We start from the raw sequence: 23,507 nt of genomic DNA, 5'->3' as shown, positions 1-23,507 counted from the left end.
TTTTCTTCATCTTTTAGTCTATCTAATCATTATCTCTATTATTATTTTTCTTACCCTTAATCTTACTTACATACCTTATCATAATATCATCTTTAATAATGAATAGAATTAGTATATAGATAATTATTCCTACAATTACTTGTATAACAGTACTAATAAATGATACTGAAATATATTTTCCTACTATTTCTACAATAATAGTCATAATTATAGCCGCTATTAATGGTTTATAAAGCTTAGATAGTAAATACTTAAATGATATCTGTTTCTTTACAAATATAAAATTAATAATAGACATTATTGCCATAGAAACTACGGAAGCAATTACAGCACCAACTGCTTTAAATTTAATTATTAATATAATATTTAAAATAATATTTATAATAGCTCCAATAGAAACTGAAAAAATAAAATCTTTTTCTCTTTTAACTGATAATAAATACTGCCATCCAATAACACTATTAATTCCTAAAAATACAACTGTTGGTGCTAAAAGTTTTATTAAAATTATAACTCCTTCATAACCTTCACCAAAAAACCAACCTACAAAATTATCAGATATAGATACTAATCCACACATTATTGGAATAGCTATTATAAAAATAAACTCAAAAGACGAATGTAAATATCTTCTTATCTGTTTGTTATCACCTGTCGCAAAACTAGATGCAATTCTAGGACTCATTACTAATCCCATAGATGTTACTATAGTTACGGCCATTTTTATTATTTTATCTGCTTGACTATATAATCCTACTTGGGTTATAGTTGATATTTTACCTAACATTATCTTATCCATAATCATATATACAGAATCTATACACTGTGGTAAAAACAGTATCAGAATCGGTGTAAAATGCTTCATAACTGTATTAAATTTAAATATAGGTTTTCCTATAAATTTTTTTGCACTAATCCATAATGATAAATTTCCTAATAGTAAAATTAAAACATGACACCAAATATATATATTTAAATCTGTACTACTTCTAACAAAAATGAATATACATCCTACTCCAATAATCTTAATAATAAAATTTCTTATAGTAATTACTTTAAATTCTTCTATCCCATAATATAACCAAGATATATCAAATATATTTGCAATTAATTCAAATAAAAATATAAATAAATATATTTTATATTCTGATTTTGGAAAATAGAAACTAAAAATTAATATACTTGTCCCTACTGTAATTAATCTAATAAAAAATAACTCCCAAAATACTAAGTTTGTTTTTTCTTTGTCATTTTGCACATACGCAATTTCACGTTGAGCATATATCGTTGACCCTAACACTCCAAACAATACAAAATATGATATTATAGAATATGTATAATTATATATTCCAACATTATCTACTCCAAGCACTCTAGCTATATAAGGAGTGGTTATCAATGGAGTAATTAATGTTAGAATTTTATATGATACATTATATAAATAATTTTTTGTAATTGATCTATCTTTCTTCATAATTTTATCCTCAGCCTATTATCTTTAATTTATATAAAAAATTAATCAATTTTTCTAATCTATAATAATATTTTTTACTTTAATTTTTATAAATATTTTATTCATTAATTTATCAATACTATTTTGTTTTATAATATCTATAAGTGATGAAAAAATTAAAATTATTAAGGCTACTATAAAAGCGTATATCCATAGTAAATTAGAATTGAAGAATTGATTATTTTTAAATATATCATTCCATAAAACATTTCTCATTAGAGGATTATCATGTATTAAATATACACCAAATGTAGCACTTCCTAATAAATTTATATATGGTTTATATTTAAATTTCCAATCCTTAAAAATTAAGAATACACTTAGTGAAAATAGCACTGTTGGTATTCGATTTCGTCTTTCAAAGAATGTAATATATTTATTAATAACTGAAATCTTATCAGCTAAACTTGTTAACACTATTACTGATATTAAAATTGTTAAAAAACTTATAACTATTATACTTACCTTTACTTTTAAACTACTAGTAATCTTAGGCTCATAAATCTTTATATAAGAGATAAGTATATACAAAGTAATAAACCAACTCAATTCATTATACATTAGCTCAAAAGGAGTAATTGTAGGAATTATGCACCATAAAGTTAAGCAAATACATAAAATCCTAAAATGAATATTTCTATTAATACTTTTAATGAAAATATTTATAAATGGTACTAGTATATAAAATATAATATATGAAGTTGCAAACCAATATAAATTGCTCAATATAGGAAATATACTTTTTATCAATGTATACAGATCTTGATTATAAATTTTAAAGGTCACAAATATAATTATAAATCCTACTGAGTAACTCCATACTTTATATGATATCTTTATTACTCTCTCTACTTTGAAATTCCATTCAACCATGAAATAACTTGAAATCATAACAAAACAATTTATACCAAAATCTCCACCAAACTGTACAAACTCTAAAAAAACCTTATTAATTGAAAAAGAATGTTGAGATAAATTAAAATTACCATGATAAGAAAAATGCCCCAATATTATAGCAAACATACTTATTACTCTTAAAAGTTCAAAATTAGAATTTCTTTTTAACTTATTATGCTGTTTCATTGTTTTTTCCTCTTATACCTGATATTTTTTCTCTTTTTGTCAATAATTGATTTCTTCTTTTCTTATGAATAGTAATAAATATTGATAAAGGTAAATACCTATATATTCCTCTTAATATTTTGTGTCTTATTGATGAAGGCTTAACTATTTTAGTAAAACTATCATCATAAGGAGATTTCGCTTTCATTTCTTCCCAATACCTTGAATAATCATTTATATTATCTTCATACCATGGTCTTCCTACAATACTATCAACATAATGGATAATTATAGGTTCTTTTAAAGCATTTATTAGTTCTTCATTCGAATAATATTCATGATTAAACCCGTTTAACCAACGTATATTTTTTTCTCCCCACTTATATTCTGGATAAAACACCATATATTTAGGGCTTAATGTTAATATTTTATTTTTACATATTATATTAATTAAATCTTGATCATGAAAAGAATAATTACTTTTAATATTTTTTATATGCTCTATAATTTTATTCGTATAATTTTCTTTTTTCCATATCTCACAATTAAATAGTAATACTCCAGAATTATAATAATTATCTTGCTCTGAAAAATTTATATATTTTTTATGAAACTGAGGTAAAATATCTAAAATTCCCGCCAATGCATATTCCTTCATGTCAATGCTAAATAATTCATTTAATGAATTTACAACACAAGTATCACAATCTATATATAATATTTTATCAACATAGTCTGGTAAATATTCAGTAATAAAAAATCTAGAATATGCTGCATATGATCCAAATTTCCCTTGAGAATTCACATTCATTTCCTTTAATTTTTTTAATTTATTTGTAACATCCACAAAAAATATTTTTCTTTGATATTTTTTTGTTAAAGATCTCATAATATTCTTAGTTTTTTCTTTTATTCCACCATCTAATATGTATATCTCAATTTCTGTTGCATATCTATTTTTTTCGAAAACTGACGTAATTGCTACTGTTGCTAATTGAGCATAATTTTCATCTGTAGCTAAGCAAATATATAATGGTCTCATTGTTTTCCTCCTAGAATCCACCTTTTGAAAATTCGTAAGGTTTAATCTTTAAAATTTTTATCATTTTAAATCGAAAAATACGATTTTTCCAATAAATATAAGAAAAAAGTTTTTTAAAAAAACTTTTTTGTCTATTTTTAGAAATCTTTTCTCTTAATTCTTCACAATAATACTTATTTTTATTTAAATCACAAATATCAATTATTTCTTCATTAGATAAATCCTCTTTATTGATAAACTTATTAGGAACAATCATATATTTATCGTTACAATTGTCATTATTTTGCATACTCCTTTTTTGGAAATGAACATATGCAACCTCTTCTTCAATTCTTTTATTATCTTGTAATATTATATTAAATAACTTTCCTTTATCCCATTTAAATACTTGAATGATTTCTTCTGAATCATCATCTTTACTTAAATATGAGTATAGCTTTCTAAACGTAAAGAAAAAACTATCTAAATCAGCAAATATCCCTTCATTATAAACTTTAATATTCTCCTTATTAGCAATTCTTGATATTCCATAAGGATATTCATCAAAATTATTAAATAATAGGCCAGCTGAAAAGGCATCTTTATAGTTTATACAATCGAATTTTTTAACTTTATATAACTCATTCATTTTTTTGTTGTTTTTTAATAATGTAAGATGTCCATGTGATAATATTTTTTCATTATTAGTAAGAATATCGTCAGTCAAAAACTTTCTTAAATCTCCAAATATTAAATCAATATCGCACCAACCCCAAAAATCATATCCTCTAATTTCATCTTGAAATATATCTCCATATGCTGGTTTAAAAGTGGAAAGTCTATATGGAGTTGGAATTTTTATTTTAAATTTATAGTTTTTTTGTATTCTATTTACACATTCTTCAAAACTTATATTAATTATTTTTATATTATTAGGTTTATCCGTTATATCATTATCTGTAATTAATAAAAAATCTATATCTGAATTATATTTAACAGATTTCATCCACAAATCAAAATAATTTGGGAATTCACCAAAATAAGGTATTATTATAATAATTTTTTTCATTTATTTTCTCTCCGTTAGAATATTATAAATATTACTTAATTTAATTGAATTTTCCTTCATATCACATCCACTACTTTTAATACTACTTGTTATATTTTTTAGATTTCTATCATGGGGAACTTTACATTCTAATATTTTCTTTGCCCATATCTTCTCACTATTAACAATAGATATAAAATCTGAATTTTCTGTTACATCAACTTCTCTAGTAATGGTATTAGAGAATATACATTTTAATCCATTAGCCTGAGCTTCAATTCCTACAATTGGATTCCCTTCAAAACAAGACGGTAAAATAAATAGATCCATTGTAGATAATAAAGGAGCTATATTTTTACTAATACCATAAAATATAAACTTTTCATAAATGCCTAGTTCCTTTGCTTTTTCCTTAACATCATCTAAAAGCTTTCCTTCTCCCACCCATAAAAACTTAAAATTATCATTTAATTTATTTAGTTCTGATATAATTTTCACTATATAAAATGGATTCTTTTGTTGTGTAAATCTACCTATCGTTCCAATTACAAATTCGTTTTCTATACCCAATTCTTTTCTAATTTTCTCTCTATCGCTTTTATTATATTTAAATTTTTCAATATCAATACCGCAACTAAAAACAGAATATGGCTTGTTTTTTAATGTACTTTTCTTAAACATCCATGATAATGTTATATCAGAAACAGCAATACAGTAATCGACATTATTTCCATAAATAAACTTACAAACTTCATGAAATGCTCTCTTTAATATTTTTTTTGGAGCTTCTACATTACTACCATGGCAATGCATTACTACTTTTATATTTGGCAACTGTTTCTTAACACTATGAGCAAGTATAAAAGCATCTGCAGTACCAGCATTAATATGAACAATTTCATATTTATTCTTATTAATCAATTTGACTAATTCTTTTTTTCTAGAACTAGTTCTTTCAAAAATATTTCCTTCTACTTGGTTAAGAGAGAAAAACTCTCCCCCCCTATCTAAAATTGGTTGAGTAAAAACAGATTCCTTTTTACATTTTCTAATAGTAAGTATATCAAATATATATTCATCCATTTCATTTATATAATTACTAATATACCTCTCTACACCGCCAGTTCCCCAACTAGAAACAATATGTAATATTTTTTTCATTAATAATTCCTCACTTTACTTCTCCCAAGCATAAATGGAAAATATCTATTTATAATAATTGTTACTGGTATTAATAAAATTACTTCAAGTATTAAGTATATAATTAATAATAAAATCATCTTTCCATTTATAACTTGTTGTGATAATACCTCACTTTTTTTTAATACTACTAATATTAAGCTTTCAACTTTCCCATGAAATGCATAATAAATGAACGAATTTCTTCCTATAAAAGATAATAGCTTTATATTAGGAATTAAATTCACAATTTGGAGTATCATAGCCAGACCAAGCCCAGATATTGTAAAATATCTCAATATACTTTGTCCGTAATTATAAAATACAATTGGGTCTCCCTGTTTATATACATATTGCATTGATACTATAATAAAATACATTATTAAAGTAAGCATTAATGAATAATAATTTATAAACTTTCTTAATTTATTTTCATTTTGTTTATATAATGATCCTAGCCCCATATAAAAACATGCTGATCCATACATTTGAATATGCCATGGTAATGGTATACCAATTGTCTTATCATAAATTATGCTACAAAAACATAATAATAAAATAGTAATAATAAAAATCTTTTGCTTATTAATTAATTTATTAACAAAATAAAATACAATACTTGCTCCAAATATGCATGCTATAAACCATAACTCATCATTTTTCCCTCTAATCTGAAAAAAACAATCCTTAATGTCTTGACTTATAGTTTGGTCATTATTGAATGTTAATAATAACCTACTTCCAATATTTATTAAACTAAAAATAAACATCGGGACTAGTAAAGTCTTAACCTTATTTATAAAAAATTCACTAAAGCTTCTCTTATTATTAAATGTGTAACCTGATGCAAAGAGAAATGCAGATAAAAAAAATGGGCCATAAAAATAACTCCATTGACTAGGACAAAAATCAATATGTCCTAACATTACAAATAACATTGATATAGCTTTAAGTAGATCTATCCATAGAACTCTCTTTTTTATATTATCCACCAAAAATCCACTCCTAACTAATAGTCTTTACTTCCTTAATTCTTATCAAAAATTAATATTAATATTATAAAGCTAAATAAATACTGTTGTGCTCCATAAAATCCATTAATATTTGCATTCCATAATATATATACAGCTATTAAACTTAACTTCATTATTATACTCTTATCATTTTTAAAAAATAATTGCCTTCCAAATTTGAAAAATAAATTTAAAATAATCAGTATATATCCTATAAGTCCTATCCAGCCTACAGATAATAATATATTTAAAAAATCATTATGAGCACCAATTTTTAATCCATAAAACTGTTCATTTATCTGATAAACAAATGCAAATCCCTTTCCTAAAATCTGTTCTATTATGCTTAACTTTGCGAATTCTTGTATATCAATTTTCCACCAAATTAATCTACCACTGGATACAGCTTCCCAGAAATTACTGGACACATAAGTATTATTCCCCATAGATATAAACCTTTCTAGAACATTTGAATTAATAATTAAATACACAGTTGCCACCAAAATAATAGGTGTAATTATCCATTTTGTTCTTAATTTCCCAATGTTAAATTTATAATATACAAATAATAAGATTATTTCTGGTATACAATAAGTTCTTGAACCTGTCATTAAAAGTATCATAAATAATATTCCAAGAATACATACCTGGTATAGTTGAAATTTTCTTTTTTGATATATAAATATAGTTAATGCTGTAACAAAGCAAATATTTCCTGCTAATTTATGACCACTTTCTGCAAATCCATAGTATAGATTGTCACCATTAATATACTTATAACAACTTGGCATAATTAACCCAATTAACAACAAACCTACTATAAAAAATACATATCTATTTAATAGTTTAATTTTATTAGATAAAACTTGCTTCAAATTAATACGTACATTGCTTTCACACAATTTCCATATAAGTGATGTAGTTGATATAAAAAACATTAAATGTTCAATTGTAATAGAATGCTCTACTGAGTGTAAAATAGCTAACCCTGAAAATATCCCCAAAAATATACAAAAAAATATATCTTTTATTTTTAAAGTTTCTTTAAAAATTATTGCAATATTTATTAATAATAATCCACCCAAAATTTTCCCTATTTGCAAAAAACCCGGATAAAATTTATTTGTAATTGAAATAAATGAATTTATAATTATTAGATATACTAATAATCTGTAACATGATTTGTTCATTATACCACCTTTATCTAGTATATATATTATAAAAATGCTTCTCTAATTTTCTATTTATTTTTTTTATATTAAAATATTTATCTATTTTAGCAATATTATTTTTAGATATTTTCTCTAAAATCTCTTCATTTTCATAAACATATTTTATTACTTCTGCAAGTTTTTTAATATCTCCCGGTTCTATTAAAAAACCATTTTCCTCTTCTATAATGACTTCAGGTATTGCTCCAACCGTAGTACTAATTATAATTTTTCCACTTGCCATTCCTTCTAAAATAGTCATTGGTAATCCTTCATTATAAGATGGTAACACTATGACTTCTATGCTTTTTAACAATTTCATTTTTTTCTTTGTATCAATCCATCCTGTAAATTCTAGTTGATTCAATACTCCTAATTCTTCAGCCAACATTTTAGCTTTTTCAATTTCGCCATCTCCAGCAAAAATACACTTAACTAGTACTCCCATATCTTTTAATGCTTTAATCGCATAAATTAAATCATATGTACCTTTCCTTTTCCCTAATCTCCCCAAAAACAGCAATTTATTTACTTTTTGATTCCTATTAATATTTATGTTTTTAAATTCTTTGGTATCTACAGCATTATTTAATACTACAACATTTTTAAATTTTATCTCATTTTCAAAAAAACATTTCCATGTTTCTGATAATGCAATCACCAAATCAGCTTCATTAATTGTGTCAGTTATCATTTTTTTTCTTTTATCATTTAACGCTCTGTAAAACTCCATATATGCTGCACCATGCACATGAACTATTACTTTTTTATTATTTCTTTTTAAAAATTTTATGTACTTAATCTTACGAAAAGTACTCCCATATGAAGCCATATGAATATGAAAAATATCGTATTGCTTATATAATAAATGAAATTTTATATAAGCATATATACAAAACATTAATCTCTTCAATTTATTTCCATCAATAAATGAATCAAATAAATCAATTTTATATCCTTGAAAGCTTACCTTATCTTTATATATTCCATCAATAACAGTTGCCATTCCTCCTTTAGATCTAGTTACACTAGGTCCTATTTCTAATACTTTAATCAATTTATTATTCATATATTTAGTCCTCATCTTATATTCTAATACTAAAAAGTATTCTTATTATATTTATATAATTCATCATTTTAGCTACTTATAAATTTTTTCATCAAGTTCACATAATATACGATCATTATTAGATATAACTCTTACTTCTTCAAAATATACTTTTCCATTTGAACAATCTAAATCAACAACCCTGATGAATTCAAAATCTCCTGATAGCAACTTCACTACTGATAGCATATCAATATTTTTATAATAATTATCTAATACTGTTCATATTTATAAAAATACTTTATTATAATGCGCCACTATTATAAATATACTGATACAATTTACCTTCAAAATATTAACTTTAAATTCTTATTCTTAAAATAATATTTATTTCTCAGATAGTTTAATCATACTTCCTAACATATTTAGACCATTTTCATTATAATATCTTGCTGCACACCCAGCCGGTGTAAATGTCATTTCACCTAAAATTGGTTTACCATTTAAATCATAAAAATCCACTCTTACAAATGGAAATGGCTTGGATAATCTTTCAGCTATTTTTAACATTTCATCATAACACTCTGGTTTATTAGGATATTCATCACTTAAGAAATCTGGATTTCCTATATTCATTTCTTTCCATTTCAAATCCATAAACTTCATTTTTACTTCTTTAGCTCTTTCCGTACATACTAGTGTTAATTTAGGTTTACCATTAAAGCAATAAATCTTATAATCATTAGGTAATACTCCATCTTTTGTTTCTATATATTCTTCACATATTATTCTCGGTATCATTTTATCGTATTGACTTTCTAATGCTTCAAATACATATCTAGTTTTTAACCATTTTTTCAACTTCTCATTTGCTTCATTTATATTTAATTTCGACTTATCATCACAGATTATATTAAATCCACATCCATGCGTACATTTTATAGCAAATTTTTTAGGAAACTTACTCCACTCTATATCTTCACTTTGCTCATAAATACCATATAATTTAGGTAATAAGTTTTTATATCCTAAATCTTCTACATACTTTCTAACTTCATATTTATCTGCACACTTCACTACTAATTCGTTATTATCATATAATTTAAGCCACATAAGCTTTTCATTAAATGTCTTCGGTTCTTTCAAATTTAGTTTTTTTCCTGTTGAAATTCTAAATAATATTTTTGATGAAAAAACTGGAGAAATATTATATATTATCGGTGTAATCCTTCTCCACACGAATTTAACAAGTCTTCTAACTCTCTTATTCTTCATACATCCTCCAATTTGATATTTACTATACTTTATCTATAAATTCTTCAATATATTTCAAAATACTTTTAGTATTGGAAACATATGAATTAAATTTAAGTTTATCAATTTTAGTTAATGCTCCTTCTAATTCATCTATTCTCTTTATACCTTTAATAAAATTCATTTCTTCAAACTGTTCAATAATCTGTAACTGATGATCATCAACATGTTCTCCAAATTTAGATAATCTAGATACAGCTATAACTTTCTTCTCTTTTTTAACTGCACCAATTATAGCTCCAGTTCCACCATGAGTAATAACCTTATCACACTTCCCCATAATATCGCTAAATTCATCTCTATCTAAGAAATTCTTATATTCATAATTTTTTGGTTCATAATCGCTATATCCTGTTTGAGCAAATACTTCTTCTGTTATTTTTCCTTCTTCAACTAATCTATCAATTTCAATTAATAATCTATTAAATTGAAATTTTTGAGATCCTAAAGTTACAAAAATCAATATATTCCCCCCTCATATATAGCCTCTGGATAATATTCCTTCATTTGCTCCCATTGAACATAAAATTGATCAGCAAATTTATAAATTAATTTACCTGTTAATGTAGGTGAAGTTACCTTTGCAAAAGATTCAATAAATATAATCTTTTTCTTTAAAACCTTAGCAAATATACACATAGGTATTGTTGCTAATGCACCTGTTGATATAATTACATCTGGTTTTTCTCTAAGAAATATTTTAAAACTCTTAAAAGCATTAGTTATCATCTTAAATACGAAGGTTTTCTCATGTCTATTTACTTGATTTAAGTAATAAATTTTTCTATTGTCTTTTATCACCGAATATCCTGTTTTTTCTGTTACAATAAAACTATCATACTTATCCATAAGTGGCTTCAACATCATTAACTGTTCAAAGTGTCCTCCAGTTGACGCAGTAAAACAAACTTTCTTCATTCCTATTGCCCTCTTTAATATTTATTAGTCTATACCAAATAAATCCCTAGTATAAACTTTCTCTTCTACATCAAATAACTCTTCTGCTAATCTATTAGAAACAATAACATCACTAATAGTCTTAAATTCCTCTAAATCTCTAATAACTTTAGAATTAAAGAAACTTTCTTCCTTAAGAACAGGTTCATAAACTACAACTTCAATTCCCTTAGCCTTAATTCTCTTCATTATTCCTTGAATTGATGAAGCTCTAAAATTATCTGAATCAGTCTTCATAGTTAATCTATAGATACCAACTACCTTTGGATTTTTCTTAATTATTTGTTCTGCAATAAAGTCTTTTCTTGTTCTATTAGCTTCAACTATAGCTCCAATAATTTCATTTGGAACATCTTCATAATTAGCTCTTAATTGTTTAGTATCCTTTGGTAAACAATATCCACCATAACCAAATGAAGGATTATTATAATAATTTCCTATTCTTGGATCTAATCCAACACCTTCAATAATTTGCTTAGTATTTAAACCTTTCATTTCAGCATAAGTATCTAATTCATTAAAATAAGCAACTCTTAATGCTAAATAAGTATTAGAAAATAGCTTAACAGCTTCTGCTTCAGTACTATCTGTAAATAATACTGGAATATCTTCCTTAATAGCTCCTTCTTTTAAAAGATTAGCAAACTTTTCAGCTCTTTCAGATTGTTCACCAACAATAATTCTTGAAGGATAAATATTATCATATAAAGCCTTTCCTTCTCTTAAAAACTCAGGAGAGAAAATTATATTATCAGTTTCAAACATTTTCTTAACTTTTTTTGTATATCCAACTGGCACTGTAGATTTAATTACCATTGTTGCCTCTGGATTAATTGAAAGCACATTTGCAATTACATCTTCAACACTTGTTGTATTAAAACAATTCATTTCTGGATCATAATTTGTTGGCGTTGAAATAATTACAAACTCAGCATCTTTATATGCTTTATAAAAATCTGTTGTTGCTACTAAATTTAACTTCTTATTTTTTAAATAATCTTCTATTTCTTTATCTACTATAGGTGATACTTTATCATTAATCATATCTACCTTTTCTTGAATTATATCAACTGATACTACTTCATTATGTTGAGCTAATAAAATTGCATTAGACAATCCAACATAACCTGTTCCAGCCACTGCTATTTTCATTTTCAATTCCCCCATTTTTATACTATTTTATATAAAAACTAAGATGCATTTTTATCTCCCAAAAGCACTAATACAGTTTTTAATATAAGTTTCATATCTAATTTAAAGCTTCTTTCCCTTACATATTTAATATCAAGCTTCATCCAATCCTCAAAATCAATATTATTTCTTCCACTTATTTGCCATATACATGTTAATCCTGGTTTAACTTCAAGCCTTTCCATCATCCATTGTTCAAACTTTTTAACTTCCTTTGGAAGACTTGGCCTAGGCCCAACTAAGGACATATCACCCTTAATAACATTAATAAGCTGAGGTAATTCATCTATAGATGTTTTTCTAATAAACTTACCTACCTTTGTTATTCTAGGATCATCCTTTATTTTAAACATAGGTCCTGACATTTCATTTTGACTTTCCAGTTGTTCTTTAAGTTCTTCTGCATTAATTACCATTGATCTAAATTTATACATATAAAATTCTTTTCCATTTAAACCTACTCTTTTTTGCTTAAAAATCACTTCACCTTTAGATTCTAATTTGATTAACATTGAAACTATTAAAATAAGTGGAGATAGTAATATAAGTCCTGTAAAAGATGCTACTATATCAATTATTCTTTTAATTACTTCATATAATATATTACTTCTTTCATTTTCGATTACTTCACTCATTTAACCCCTCCATTTAAATATTTATTGTTATTCCCCGTAATAATAATAGTTATTCTTCTTATTTTCTACCCCATTTAAAACAGTACCAATAATTTTTCCATGTACCTTTTTAATTAAATCCACAGAATTTAAAACCATTTCCCTTTTAGTAGATCCAGCTCTTACCACTAGCAGTACCCCATCTGCTTTAGTTGATAATACTTGTGCATCTGTCACTGCTTGTAGTGGTGGTGTATCAAGAATGATATATTTAAATTCCTTCTTCATTTCTTTAATAAAAGCTGTCATAGCTCTAGATGATAACATTTCTGAAGGGTTAGGTGGAATTTTTCCTGCTGTTATAATTGTTAAATTTTCATTATAACAATTGGCAACATCTTCAAAAGATTCCTTCCTTAATAAAAGTTCCGCAGTTCCAGACATATTTGATATTTTAAATTTTTTATGTATTGAAGGTTTTCTCATATCACAATCTACTAATAAAACCTTATTACCACTTTGTGCTAAAGAAAGAGCTAAATTCCCACTGGTCGTTGATTTCCCTTCCCCTGGCACTGAACTTGTTACTACAATTGCTCTATATTCATCATCAAAAGAAGAATATTCAATATTACTTCTTAAACTTCTGTAAGCTTCAGCATCAATTGACTTTGGTGCTTTTTCCATTACAAACATTATATTTTCCTCCTAATCTAAATCAGACATTGGAATAACTCCAAGTACAGGTATATCTAAATCTTTTTCTAATTGTTCTTTGTTTTTATAAGTATTATCTAAATATTCTAATAAAAACACTATACCAAGGCCTACCATCATTCCTAAAATGAAAGCTATAGCTATATTCATCTTTTTATTTGGTGCTACTGGTTCTTCTGGTAATTCTACAGTTTCTAGAACTCTCACATTACCATTAGGTACTAATTCTTGTGCTGTTGTAATAAATTCATTTGTTATATTCTCCAACATATTTTTTGCTATATTGGGACTTGTACTTTTATATGCTATTTGTATCATTTGTGTATCAGCCACTGTTGTAATAGATACATTATTTAATACATCTTCTACCTCCAATTCATATTCACTATTAGTTATAGATCTATTAATTAAATCCTTAGTTTTTATAAGCTCTGAATATGTTTTTAAAAGTTTTTGATACATTGTTATATCATTATAGTTATAATTTTCTACACTACTTTCTTCTTTACCTATAAAAACTTTTGTACTTGCTTCATATGTAGGTGCTATTATAAAAAAGGTAAAAATCCCTGATACCAATGTTGCTATTAAAGTACATAAGGCTATTATTTTCCACCTTTTCTTTACTGCATCTATTATTTCAGATATACTAATTACTTGTTCTTCCATATACTTTTCACACTTCCTTTTTATAAATATTATACGACTTTTTCTATTATATAACTTTAAATCATAAAAATACTACACAAATTTCAATTTATTATTAAATTAAATTAAATCCACTGTGATTTTGAATGTTTTTATTTGTCACTTTACATAATATTTTATATTATTTCTTTATTATTTTTAAGTATTTTTTATTTCTATTAAAACCAATTTAATGTATTTGTACTAAATAATTTAGATTTAAAATATTCCAAATAACTTTTTTCTTTCTTTTATAAGTGCTAATTTTCTTATTATTTCTTTATCTTCTAATATTAATTGTCCATTTTTACCAAATTCACATTTATAGTCTCTTAAAACTCCTGAAATCACTTCTGATATATCTGTGTTTCTATTTACATTAGAATGAGCATCTGAACCAACAACAGAATACACATTATTTTCTAAATAGTTTAATGCTAATCTTTTTACATCCTTACCAAAATCACCAATTACACTTCCTGTATTTAATTGAAATAAATATCCTTCTTTTATAAAATCATTAATTAAACTAGGATTTTTAATAAATGGTATATACCTTTCGGGATGAGCAATAATTGGTATAATTCCCTTTAATGTTAGCTCATATAAATTGTCAATAACACTATTAACATCAAACTCCATCATTGGAAGTTCAATTAACATATATCTGCTATCATTTATAGTTCCAATAGCACCTTCCTCATAATACTCTAATATATTTTCCCTATAATAGACCTCTTGTCCACAGTATATTTCTATATCTAATTTTTCTTCACTTACCATTTGTCGTAATTCATTTACTTTATCTTTTACCTCACTATATTCAACATTAAATCTTCCTTTCATATAATGTGGCGTTGCCACTATTTTTTTTACTCCACATTCAATAGATAACTTTAACATTTCTAAAGTCATTTCCTTACTCTTAGACCCATCGTCTATTCCATAAATAATATGTGAATGCATATCTACCATAATCTTCCTCCATATAACATATTATTAAATTATAAGCCTCTTAAATAATATATCATATTTTATATTTTTTTGTATAATTACATTCTTAGTAATTTTAATAACCCTAAATGAAAAAATACCCTATATTTATACATAGGATACCTTTATTCATTTATCTTTATTCATAATAGTTATATTTCTTTTCTACAGTATTTTTAACTGCATTTAATACTGTTCCCATTACTGTTGCATTTACTTTTCTTAATAATCCCACCGATGAAGCAACTTGATTTTTCTTGGTAGATTCTGCTTTCACAACTAATAATGTTCCATCAGCTTTACTGCCTAAAATTTGTGCATCAGTTACCAATTGTACTGGTGGTGTATCTATAACTACATAATCAAAATTTTCTCTAGCTTCCTGTAAAAATATATTCATAACTTCACTTGCTAATAGTTCAGATGGATTTGGAACCTTAGAACCTGAAGTGATAACTGTTAAGTTTTCATTATATTTATAAGAAACTTCATCAAAAGATGATCTACCCCTTATTAACTCAGTTAATCCTTTTGAATTAGATATTTTAAATTTTTTATGTAAACTAGGTTTTCTTATATCACAATCTATTAGTAAAACCTTTTTTTCAGTATCAGACATAGAAATAGCTAAATTCCCTGCTGTTGTACTTTTCCCTTCCTCAGGAAAAGAGCTTGTAACAACAATTACTTTATATTTATCATCAAATGATGAATATTCTATATTAGTTCTCAATCTTCTATAAGATTCTGCTTCAGTTGATTTAGGTTTTCTAGCTATTGCAAACATTATAAGCACCTCTCCAATAATAATTCTTCATAAATTATATATCACCTTCTCCATTCTGAAAAGATTGGCATTTTATATTTATTACGACAAATAAGTTATTTTTTTCCTTATTTAATCCTTCTTATTTTTATGTTATTCTATTTATTATTAAATTTATAAATTAAAAGTGCTTATAATCTTTATTTTAAATATAATTTTTAATAATTCTTAATAATTCTTATAAAACCCTTAATATTTCATTGTCATTTATTGTCTTAATTTTTTTTATTATCTCTTATCTACTATAATACATTTATGGATTTTATTTTTAATTTTTATATTGATTTTATGCATATTAATAACGATAATAAATATAGTTAATAATTAATTTTTTATAAATACATACCAATGGGAGGAAATATAATGAACTCAAAATTTTTAAATAAAGCAATTTTGATGCCACTATTCTGTGGAATTTGTTGCTTTACTTTAACCTTTTTGCTAACTAAAGGTATTAAACATGATGAAGGTAAATATCTTGAAATAACAAGTAGAAACAAAAAATTATTATCAAATTTGCAAAAAATAGACTTGGAAATCTCATCTTTAGAAAAACAAATACTTGATGCTAATGAAGATATTTCTAAACTAAAATCTCAAAAAGAAAGTCTTCAAATTTCACTTGGATTAGACATTGAAGAAACTACAGAAAATGAAAATGGTGAAGGTGAAAATGTGAATTCAAATTTAGCTCTTCCATTACAAGATACTGAAAAAGATGTAAGCTATCCTAGCTACTCTGAACAAGAAACTTCTTATTCAACTAATAATTCATATAGTAGTAGTTTAAATGGTGGAAACTCATCAATAGTTGAAAGTACTCCTCAAACACCAGAGCCTCCAGTAGTTGTTCCTCCAGAAAACAATAATCCAATTGAATCCAATACCGAGCCGGATAATAATTTGGATACTGACTCTATTCCACCTACATCAGCTGAAGATGATATACCTTCTGATTCATCACCTGATAGTGATACAAACTAAATATTATGAAATTAAAAAAATATATGCTAAATTAGTAGTAAACATGTAATAAATAAAATATAGAGCGGAGGTGAAAACTGTTATCAGTTTAAAAAATATATACTTATAAATGTTTATGCATTGGTAACGGTTATTATGGATACAAAAAAAATAATACGCAAAAGAAAAAATATAAAACTAACTAATTATTTAACAATAATTATAATATGCATCATTTCCATCTTTGCTGGTTTCTTTACAGAAAAAATATATTCATCTTTTTCAAAAATTTCTTCATTAGAGAAGTCTAATATAAAAAATGAAGAATCCCTTAAAGAAAAGCAAACTGAGCTTTCTAAATTAAAAGAAGAACTTCAAAATAAACTTGATTCCATTAAAGAGTTAGAAGAAACTATTTCTAAACTAAATTCTCAGTTAGAATAATCATACTCTTGGGAGGAGGATTATTATTTAGAATAAACTTTATACTCTTATACTTAATAAATAAAAATGAGTTATATCAAATTTGATTTTGATATAACTCATTTTTATTTATTGCTCCATTTGTAAAATACATTTATAGCTGATTGATAATTATATAAAACTCCATCAGAACCTAGCATATACTTTTTTACTGTATTATTTGCTTGCCCTAAATGTACTGTAAAATAATATATATCTTATTGTTGTATTTTTTAAGTTATAATTTAAACTTTTTAAATATAGCTGGGTATAGTCCAATACCGAAGAATACAACCATAAAGTATCTGATGAAATCAAATACTAATTTTTTAGGTAAAATTGCTTTTAAACCAACCTTTAAAATAATTAATATTGCAAGTCCAATTACTACTCTTAAAATTTTATTAGATAACTTTCCTTCCACAGAAAAATTAATATACTTCTTTTCCACATAAATACCTAGAACAAAGCCTAAGAATGTTCCCATTCCCTTAATAAAATCTGCTGAATGAGCATAGAAAAATGCTGGTAGAAAAATTGTAAATGTAGCAAAATATAAAGCAATCCTATTATTAATTTTACCAAATAACTTATATGTAATAAAAGATGTCAACAAACCAAAGATAGCTCCAAACAAAACATCTTTGGGATAATGTACTCCTAGATATAATCTTGATATTGCTACAGAAACTATAATAATACCTGAAATAGCATACATATAATTCTTCTTTAAATAAATAGCTATTGCTCCCCAAAAAGAAGCTGTCCCTTGTGTATGTCCACTTGGAAAAGAATATCCAGTGGCAGTTTCAACTCTTAGTGATCTTATGCCTGGCTCTCCTATAGGTCTTTTTGCTTTAAAAACATCCTTAACAGCTCCATTTATCAATACACTAGTTAAAGAAGAATAAGCAATATACTCGCCCATTTTCTTATTAAATGTCCAATAAATAACAGCAATTAAAGGAATTAAAATTGCTTCTTCTCCAAACATAGTTATTAATTGAAATAATCCATCCAAAAACGGACTTGCTATACTTTGTATTGACCTGATAATATTTAATTCAAACTCCATAATTATCCCCCCTTACAATTTAATAACAATATTATATCACTCATTAAGAAAAATTTTTAATTCACTTACCAAAATTTTCTTAAAATTATAAAGCTAATATTTTTAGATAGACATATTAATCTTATGATTAATATCTAAAATACTTACCTCAACCTTCTTGCTTACAATTAATCTAAAGTTCTCTTACACCATATTATTTAAATTATTTTTTATATTTATGAATAAATTACTAATAATATACCTATAATAATTAATGAACGTTTATCCTTTTAAAAATCAATATTTATACTTGTGCTAAACTAAAAGAAGATGCTGCATCAAATGTTATTTTGATACAGCATCTTTCTGAGTTCTAAAGTATTTTATTTATACTAAATACTAAATTTCAAACTTAGTTACTTTTCTTTCAGTTACTTGTGCTGCTGACTTAGCTACAAAGTTTCCCTTAGAAGTTTGAAAAATATCATTTGCTATTATAGCATCCATAAGTGTCACTGCTTCATCTTGTGTTAGATTCTCCTTCACATTAGAAACTGACATTGTTGTTTTTTCCCCTGTAGAAGTTAAAAAAGTCATTGATAAAGTAAATTCCATAAAAAACACCCCTTTTTAATTGATAATTAATGAAAAAACCCCTTAATTTTTCATTTTCAATTTTCCATTTTTATTGTTCTGATTTTAGTAGTGATACTTCTGTTAAGTAGTAGTATCTAGTGTTTGCCCCTATAACACCTTTGATTGCTTCTGCTACTGCATAAACCTTTTCTGGATCTGCCCCATCTTTTACCCCTGAAAAGCTCTTTTTGCTGTAAGTAGCATTACCACTTGAATCCACCCCACTTTCCACTTCAATTGCTAATGATGTTGTTGAAATTTCCTTGCTTACTGCCATTTTACAGTCCCCCTTTTTATTTATCTTGTAAGTCTTTCGCCTTACATATAATAAATATGCACCTAAAAAATTTTGTGAAATTTTTTTAGGAATTTTTCAAATTTATTTGAATATTTTTCATATAGATGTAAATACTTATAATACCCTTTTAATTTAAAACCTTCGTGTTTTTAAATTCATTTTCCTTTTTATTTTTTGTTTTATTTAGTGTCATTAAACTTAAAAAGCTGATTACATAGAAACCTAACCTTCCATGTAACCAGCTTTCTGCTTAAATTAGCTTATATCATTTACTTTAGTTTTTTAAAAATTGGCTGATGAAATGAGTTCTTGCCGAGTACACTGATTTTTAAATTCTTATTTGTATTTACTTCATTTAAAAACAACTTATCAAGACTAAGTTTAGTACCAACTGTCATCCTATTCCAAGTATATCCTTTGAACAAATCTCTTACTAAAAACTCTTCACCTTCATTTAAATTATTAACCTCGGAAATAGCTTGTTCTAAATATTCATTCATATCTATTCCTCCAAAATAATTAATATAAATAAAATATAATTTTAATGTACCGGCTTTATATCCATCTATTTTGTTTATATTAAAAAAATAATAATTTTATTCCTATAATATGTCTTATTCTCACTAAAATAATTTGTCGATAAGATTTTTTTACAAATTGGTAAAAACTGAATATTTATATAGTATAATAAACACATGTTCTATTATGTGTTTTATTTTTTAAAAAGGGGGAGTTAAAAATGGATAAGACCATAGTAAAAAAATTTAAAGAAGGAAATAAAGATGCAGCTCTAGCTGTACTGCACAAATATGAACCACTTATTAATAAGTATTGCTTAAAGACAAACTTAAAGGGATTTGATAAAAATGATCTTAGGCAAGAAGCTAGCCTTTCAGTACTTAAAGCCTTAAATGCTCTAGATTTAAATAAAGACAGCATAACATATGATGCTTATATCATGAATACCATCAGAAATACCTTTAATCTACTTATCCGCAATCACCACAAATCTAATTTAGAATCCAGTCTCAATATTAATGTAGTAGGTGATTATGATATCATTGATTTATTAGAAGATAGTGTAAATCTAGAAGAATTACTAATTTCAAGTTCTATACACACAACACTAAAAGAAGCATTATCTACCTTATCATCAGATGAACTAGAAGTACTTTATCTTATCTTTTACAAATTCAAAGGAAAACTTAGGCCTTATTGCTTAGAAAAAGAAATCACACGATATGAAGGAAAAAAGAACTTAGATTTAATATTATCCAAGCTTAGAAAATTTTTCATATAATATATTATTATATAAAAAATGCGTGTTGGCACTTGCTCAATCACGCATTTTTTTATTAACTTAAGTTACATTATTGTCCTTTTTTCTTCTGACAAATTTAAAGCCTATTAAAATAGCTGTAAGTGCCACTACTAGTGCCACAGCCTTTGAATTCCCCCCTGTATTAGGAAGGGTTCTTCTATAATTTTTGCTGGTGTTAGTACTTAACTTACTAGCCATAGAAAGTCCGCTTAATTTGTTAATAGTGCTTCCACTGCTGACATTACCATTACCACTTGGAAAAGTTAATTTTGGCATAAGTGAATTTTCCTTAAATACCAAAACAGGTCCCTCATTATCTTTCGAAATAGTAAATTTAACTGGAATCATATCCAAAACATAACCTGCTTCAGGTGCTATTTCTATAAAGTAATAATCTCCTTCAATCAAATTATCAACAGTAATTTGCCCTTGTTCATTGGTGGTGTAGATATCTCCCATCTTATCTAGATTTTCATCAAGTAAAATGAACATAGATCCTACAAGAACCTTTTCATTATTTCCTCTTTCAACATTGGTTAATACTACAGATCCCTTATAAAACTCCTCTGCTGGTTCTTCTGGATTAGGCTCTGTATTAACTTTTGGAATAGCTGTAATGCTTGCACCAATTAAAGCTGCTCCATTTACAAGTACTTCTGTGCCTTCAGTAACACTTTCCTCTGTATGTGCTATAGTACCACTTATGGTAATTTTCCCAATGTATATTGATCCTACATCTAAAATTCTTTCTTTAAAAATAAGTTTTACAGTGCCATCATCTGCAACACTTTCTTCACTGAAATCAGTTTTTTCATATTTTATATCTTTTACAGTGATAAATGTAGGAATCTTAATCTCTAATGTATCTCCAGCCTTTATTTTATCCTTAGTACAGTACATTACACTTAAATCAATATCATCGTCTTCATTTAAGCTAATATTGTCTTCATAGTTTACTTCTTCATCATTAATTAATAATGATATCTTCATTTGTTCAGTATCTTCTTCATCTTCTTTAGGCTCTTCACTTTCAGTGTCACCTTCATTTAGTTTTTCTGTAGATTCTCCAGGCACTATAACTTCTTCTTTATCTTCAGTTATAGCTCCTTCAGATTCTTTTTCATATTGAAAAATTTCTTCTTGTTCATTAGCTTCCTCTGCAGTAGGAAGTTCTTCTTTTGTTTCTTCAACAAACTCTTCATAACCATTACTTACATTAACTGTCGTAACCTTATGATTTTGGGTATCTTCATATTCTTTTATTTCTTCTGTAATAAGAAGTTCATTTTCAGCATCAAATTCTTCATTACTTTGAATTTCTGCCTGCTCTGAAACTACTAGATTAACTTCTCCATCTTCTAGCTCATCTGCTTTTACTGTAATATTAGAAAATAAGCTTATAAACATAAAAATGCTTATAAATATTGCTATGCTTCTAACATTTGCGAATCTTCTTTTTACCCCTTTCATATATTCACCCTTTTTGTTGATATATTTATAAGTATACTTATATCTAGATTATATACCAAATAAATACTCTTTTAAATTTATTTTCATAAATTTTATTAATATTACTTATACTATGAATATATATCTTTACTTATATTTCACTAATTATATACTCCATGTACTTTTCTTTAAATTCTTTATACTTTCTTTTTGAAAAATATATTATCTCACCAGTGGATAGTTCCAATAACTCCTTGTTTATCTTTGATATGTATTTTAAATTTACTAAATAGCTACTATGTGGTTTATAGAAATTATATTTTGTTAATACTTCATTCCAGTATGATAATGGCCTCATAGAATAATACTTACCTGAATTACAATGAAATACTACTTTTCTATTTTCAATTTCCAAATATCTTATATTACTTATAAAAATCTTATTTATTTCATTATTATAATTTAATATTATATATTTGTTATTTCTTTTAATTTCATTAACTACAGTAGATATTTCATTATATAGTTCCTTTTCCTTTACAGGTTTAACTAAATATCTAAATGCATTTACTTTAAATGCTTCTGCCCATAACTCCTTTGATGCTGTTAGAAAAATTATCTTAACCTCTTCATTGGTTTCCCTTATTTTTTTTGCTGTGTCTATGCCTGATATTCCATTCATTTTTATTTCTAAAAAAATCACATTATATTTACTATGGTTACTATTTAATAACTCTTCACCACTGATAAATTTATCTATCATAAAATCCATATTCTCTTTTATTGAATACTTCTTAATCACATCTACTACATATTTTATTTGCATTGCATTATTTTCACATATTGCTACATTAATCATTAGTTAATACCTCCCTAAATTCAAAATCTAACACTTAAAACCTAAATATAAAAGAACCCTATAAAATAGAT

General features: G+C 25.5%; 27 protein-coding genes. 3 read left to right on the top strand and 24 right to left on the bottom strand.

Annotation, left to right across the window (positions count from 1 at the left end; all coding sequences use genetic code 11):
* Nucleotides 1-22: 22 nt before the first annotated feature.
* The 18 genes from BHW04_RS04705 to BHW04_RS04620 form a co-directional block, all read right to left on the bottom strand.
* Entirely contained in the window at nt 23-1,474 is a 1,452-nt protein-coding gene (locus BHW04_RS04705; protein WP_186834430.1) for a flippase, read from the bottom strand.
* Between the two features lie 54 nt (nt 1,475-1,528).
* A complete protein-coding gene (locus BHW04_RS04700; RefSeq protein ID WP_186834429.1) occupies nt 1,529-2,596 on the bottom strand; it encodes an acyltransferase family protein in 1,068 nt (355 codons plus the stop codon).
* The gene (locus BHW04_RS04695; RefSeq protein WP_186834428.1) at nt 2,583-3,617 is read right to left on the bottom strand and encodes a glycosyltransferase family 8 protein; all 1,035 of its coding nucleotides are present in this window, start codon (nt 3,615-3,617) and stop codon (nt 2,583-2,585) included. The genes BHW04_RS04700 and BHW04_RS04695 overlap by 14 nt, the downstream gene beginning before the upstream one ends.
* A 10-nt stretch (nt 3,618-3,627) precedes the next feature.
* Nucleotides 3,628-4,665 carry a DUF6625 family protein gene (locus BHW04_RS04690; protein WP_302699073.1) on the bottom strand — a complete coding sequence of 346 codons (1,038 nt, stop codon included), beginning with the start codon at nt 4,663-4,665 and terminating at the stop codon, nt 3,628-3,630.
* Nucleotides 4,666-5,805 (bottom strand): glycosyltransferase, encoded by a 1,140-nt coding sequence (locus BHW04_RS04685; RefSeq protein ID WP_186834426.1) that lies wholly within the window; start codon nt 5,803-5,805, stop codon nt 4,666-4,668.
* Entirely contained in the window at nt 5,805-6,815 is a 1,011-nt protein-coding gene (locus tag BHW04_RS04680; protein ID WP_302699072.1) for an acyltransferase family protein, read from the bottom strand. Before BHW04_RS04680 ends, BHW04_RS04685 begins: the two co-directional genes overlap by 1 nt.
* A gap of 35 nt (nt 6,816-6,850) precedes the next feature.
* Complete coding sequence (locus BHW04_RS04675; protein ID WP_302699071.1) at nt 6,851-7,921, bottom strand: O-antigen ligase family protein; 1,071 nt, start codon at nt 7,919-7,921, stop codon at nt 6,851-6,853.
* A gap of 115 nt (nt 7,922-8,036) precedes the next feature.
* Complete coding sequence (locus BHW04_RS04670; RefSeq protein WP_302699070.1) at nt 8,037-9,116, bottom strand: glycosyltransferase family 4 protein; 1,080 nt, start codon at nt 9,114-9,116, stop codon at nt 8,037-8,039.
* A 72-nt stretch (nt 9,117-9,188) separates the two neighbouring features.
* Nucleotides 9,189-9,332, bottom strand: a complete 144-nt coding sequence (locus tag BHW04_RS04665) for a hypothetical protein (RefSeq protein WP_186835683.1) — start codon at nt 9,330-9,332, stop codon at nt 9,189-9,191.
* A gap of 150 nt (nt 9,333-9,482) precedes the next feature.
* The gene (locus BHW04_RS04660; RefSeq protein ID WP_186834421.1) at nt 9,483-10,370 is read right to left on the bottom strand and encodes an ATP-grasp fold amidoligase family protein; all 888 of its coding nucleotides are present in this window, start codon (nt 10,368-10,370) and stop codon (nt 9,483-9,485) included.
* A 22-nt stretch (nt 10,371-10,392) separates the two neighbouring features.
* Nucleotides 10,393-10,872, bottom strand: a complete 480-nt coding sequence (gene pssE, locus BHW04_RS04655) for a PssE/Cps14G family polysaccharide biosynthesis glycosyltransferase (RefSeq protein ID WP_302699069.1) — start codon at nt 10,870-10,872, stop codon at nt 10,393-10,395.
* A complete protein-coding gene (pssD, locus tag BHW04_RS04650; protein WP_302699068.1) occupies nt 10,869-11,327 on the bottom strand; it encodes a PssD/Cps14F family polysaccharide biosynthesis glycosyltransferase in 459 nt (152 codons plus the stop codon). Before pssD ends, pssE begins: the two co-directional genes overlap by 4 nt.
* A gap of 24 nt (nt 11,328-11,351) precedes the next feature.
* Nucleotides 11,352-12,518: a nucleotide sugar dehydrogenase gene (locus BHW04_RS04645; RefSeq protein ID WP_302699067.1), complete on the bottom strand. Its 1,167-nt coding sequence runs from the start codon at nt 12,516-12,518 to the stop codon at nt 11,352-11,354.
* Nucleotides 12,519-12,556: 38 nt separating this feature from the next.
* Nucleotides 12,557-13,192, bottom strand: a complete 636-nt coding sequence (locus BHW04_RS04640; RefSeq protein ID WP_302699066.1) for a sugar transferase — start codon at nt 13,190-13,192, stop codon at nt 12,557-12,559.
* A gap of 27 nt (nt 13,193-13,219) precedes the next feature.
* Nucleotides 13,220-13,867, bottom strand: coding sequence for a CpsD/CapB family tyrosine-protein kinase (locus BHW04_RS04635; RefSeq protein WP_302699065.1), 648 nt, complete (start codon nt 13,865-13,867; stop codon nt 13,220-13,222).
* Nucleotides 13,868-13,879: 12 nt separating this feature from the next.
* The gene (locus tag BHW04_RS04630) at nt 13,880-14,557 is read right to left on the bottom strand and encodes a YveK family protein (RefSeq protein ID WP_302699064.1); all 678 of its coding nucleotides are present in this window, start codon (nt 14,555-14,557) and stop codon (nt 13,880-13,882) included.
* Nucleotides 14,558-14,794: 237 nt separating this feature from the next.
* A complete protein-coding gene (locus tag BHW04_RS04625) occupies nt 14,795-15,550 on the bottom strand; it encodes a tyrosine-protein phosphatase (protein ID WP_302699063.1) in 756 nt (251 codons plus the stop codon).
* Between the two features lie 157 nt (nt 15,551-15,707).
* The gene (locus tag BHW04_RS04620; protein ID WP_186834413.1) at nt 15,708-16,355 is read right to left on the bottom strand and encodes a CpsD/CapB family tyrosine-protein kinase; all 648 of its coding nucleotides are present in this window, start codon (nt 16,353-16,355) and stop codon (nt 15,708-15,710) included.
* A 402-nt stretch (nt 16,356-16,757) separates the two neighbouring features.
* Here BHW04_RS04620 and BHW04_RS04615 point away from each other — a divergent pair, with 402 nt between their 5' ends.
* Together BHW04_RS04615 and BHW04_RS04610 are read left to right on the top strand one after the other, a co-directional pair.
* Nucleotides 16,758-17,378: a hypothetical protein gene (locus BHW04_RS04615; RefSeq protein WP_302699062.1), complete on the top strand. Its 621-nt coding sequence runs from the start codon at nt 16,758-16,760 to the stop codon at nt 17,376-17,378.
* A gap of 135 nt (nt 17,379-17,513) precedes the next feature.
* A complete protein-coding gene (locus BHW04_RS04610; RefSeq protein ID WP_302699061.1) occupies nt 17,514-17,801 on the top strand; it encodes a hypothetical protein in 288 nt (95 codons plus the stop codon).
* A 256-nt stretch (nt 17,802-18,057) separates the two neighbouring features.
* Here the strand turns inward: BHW04_RS04610 and BHW04_RS04605 are convergent, their stop codons facing one another.
* The 4 genes from BHW04_RS04605 to BHW04_RS04590 all read right to left on the bottom strand — a co-directional run bounded on the left by BHW04_RS04605 (nt 18,058) and on the right by BHW04_RS04590 (nt 20,307).
* Entirely contained in the window at nt 18,058-18,894 is an 837-nt protein-coding gene (locus BHW04_RS04605) for a phosphatase PAP2 family protein (protein WP_302699060.1), read from the bottom strand.
* A gap of 378 nt (nt 18,895-19,272) precedes the next feature.
* Entirely contained in the window at nt 19,273-19,488 is a 216-nt protein-coding gene (locus tag BHW04_RS04600; RefSeq protein ID WP_022212167.1) for a DUF2922 domain-containing protein, read from the bottom strand.
* A gap of 70 nt (nt 19,489-19,558) precedes the next feature.
* Nucleotides 19,559-19,786 (bottom strand): DUF1659 domain-containing protein, encoded by a 228-nt coding sequence (locus BHW04_RS04595; RefSeq protein WP_302630681.1) that lies wholly within the window; start codon nt 19,784-19,786, stop codon nt 19,559-19,561.
* 290 nt (nt 19,787-20,076) lie between these two features.
* Nucleotides 20,077-20,307, bottom strand: coding sequence for a single-stranded DNA-binding protein (locus BHW04_RS04590; RefSeq protein ID WP_022212169.1), 231 nt, complete (start codon nt 20,305-20,307; stop codon nt 20,077-20,079).
* 239 nt (nt 20,308-20,546) lie between these two features.
* Here BHW04_RS04590 and BHW04_RS04585 point away from each other — a divergent pair, with 239 nt between their 5' ends.
* Nucleotides 20,547-21,107, top strand: coding sequence for an RNA polymerase sigma factor (locus BHW04_RS04585; protein WP_302699059.1), 561 nt, complete (start codon nt 20,547-20,549; stop codon nt 21,105-21,107).
* A 60-nt stretch (nt 21,108-21,167) separates the two neighbouring features.
* On the opposite strand, the gene BHW04_RS04580 is transcribed toward BHW04_RS04585, so the two are convergent.
* Together BHW04_RS04580 and BHW04_RS04575 are read right to left on the bottom strand one after the other, a co-directional pair.
* Nucleotides 21,168-22,598: a SpaA isopeptide-forming pilin-related protein gene (locus tag BHW04_RS04580; protein ID WP_302699058.1), complete on the bottom strand. Its 1,431-nt coding sequence runs from the start codon at nt 22,596-22,598 to the stop codon at nt 21,168-21,170.
* A 130-nt stretch (nt 22,599-22,728) separates the two neighbouring features.
* Nucleotides 22,729-23,436, bottom strand: a complete 708-nt coding sequence (locus BHW04_RS04575) for a LytR/AlgR family response regulator transcription factor (protein ID WP_302699057.1) — start codon at nt 23,434-23,436, stop codon at nt 22,729-22,731.
* Between the last annotated feature and the right edge of the window lie 71 nt (nt 23,437-23,507).

Source organism: Clostridium sp. 29_15, from assembly GCF_001916075.1.
GTDB lineage: Bacteria > Bacillota > Clostridia > Clostridiales > Clostridiaceae > Clostridium > Clostridium lentum.
The sequence above is the reverse complement of the archived record's forward strand: the minus strand, read 5'-3'. Positions and strand labels throughout refer to the sequence as shown.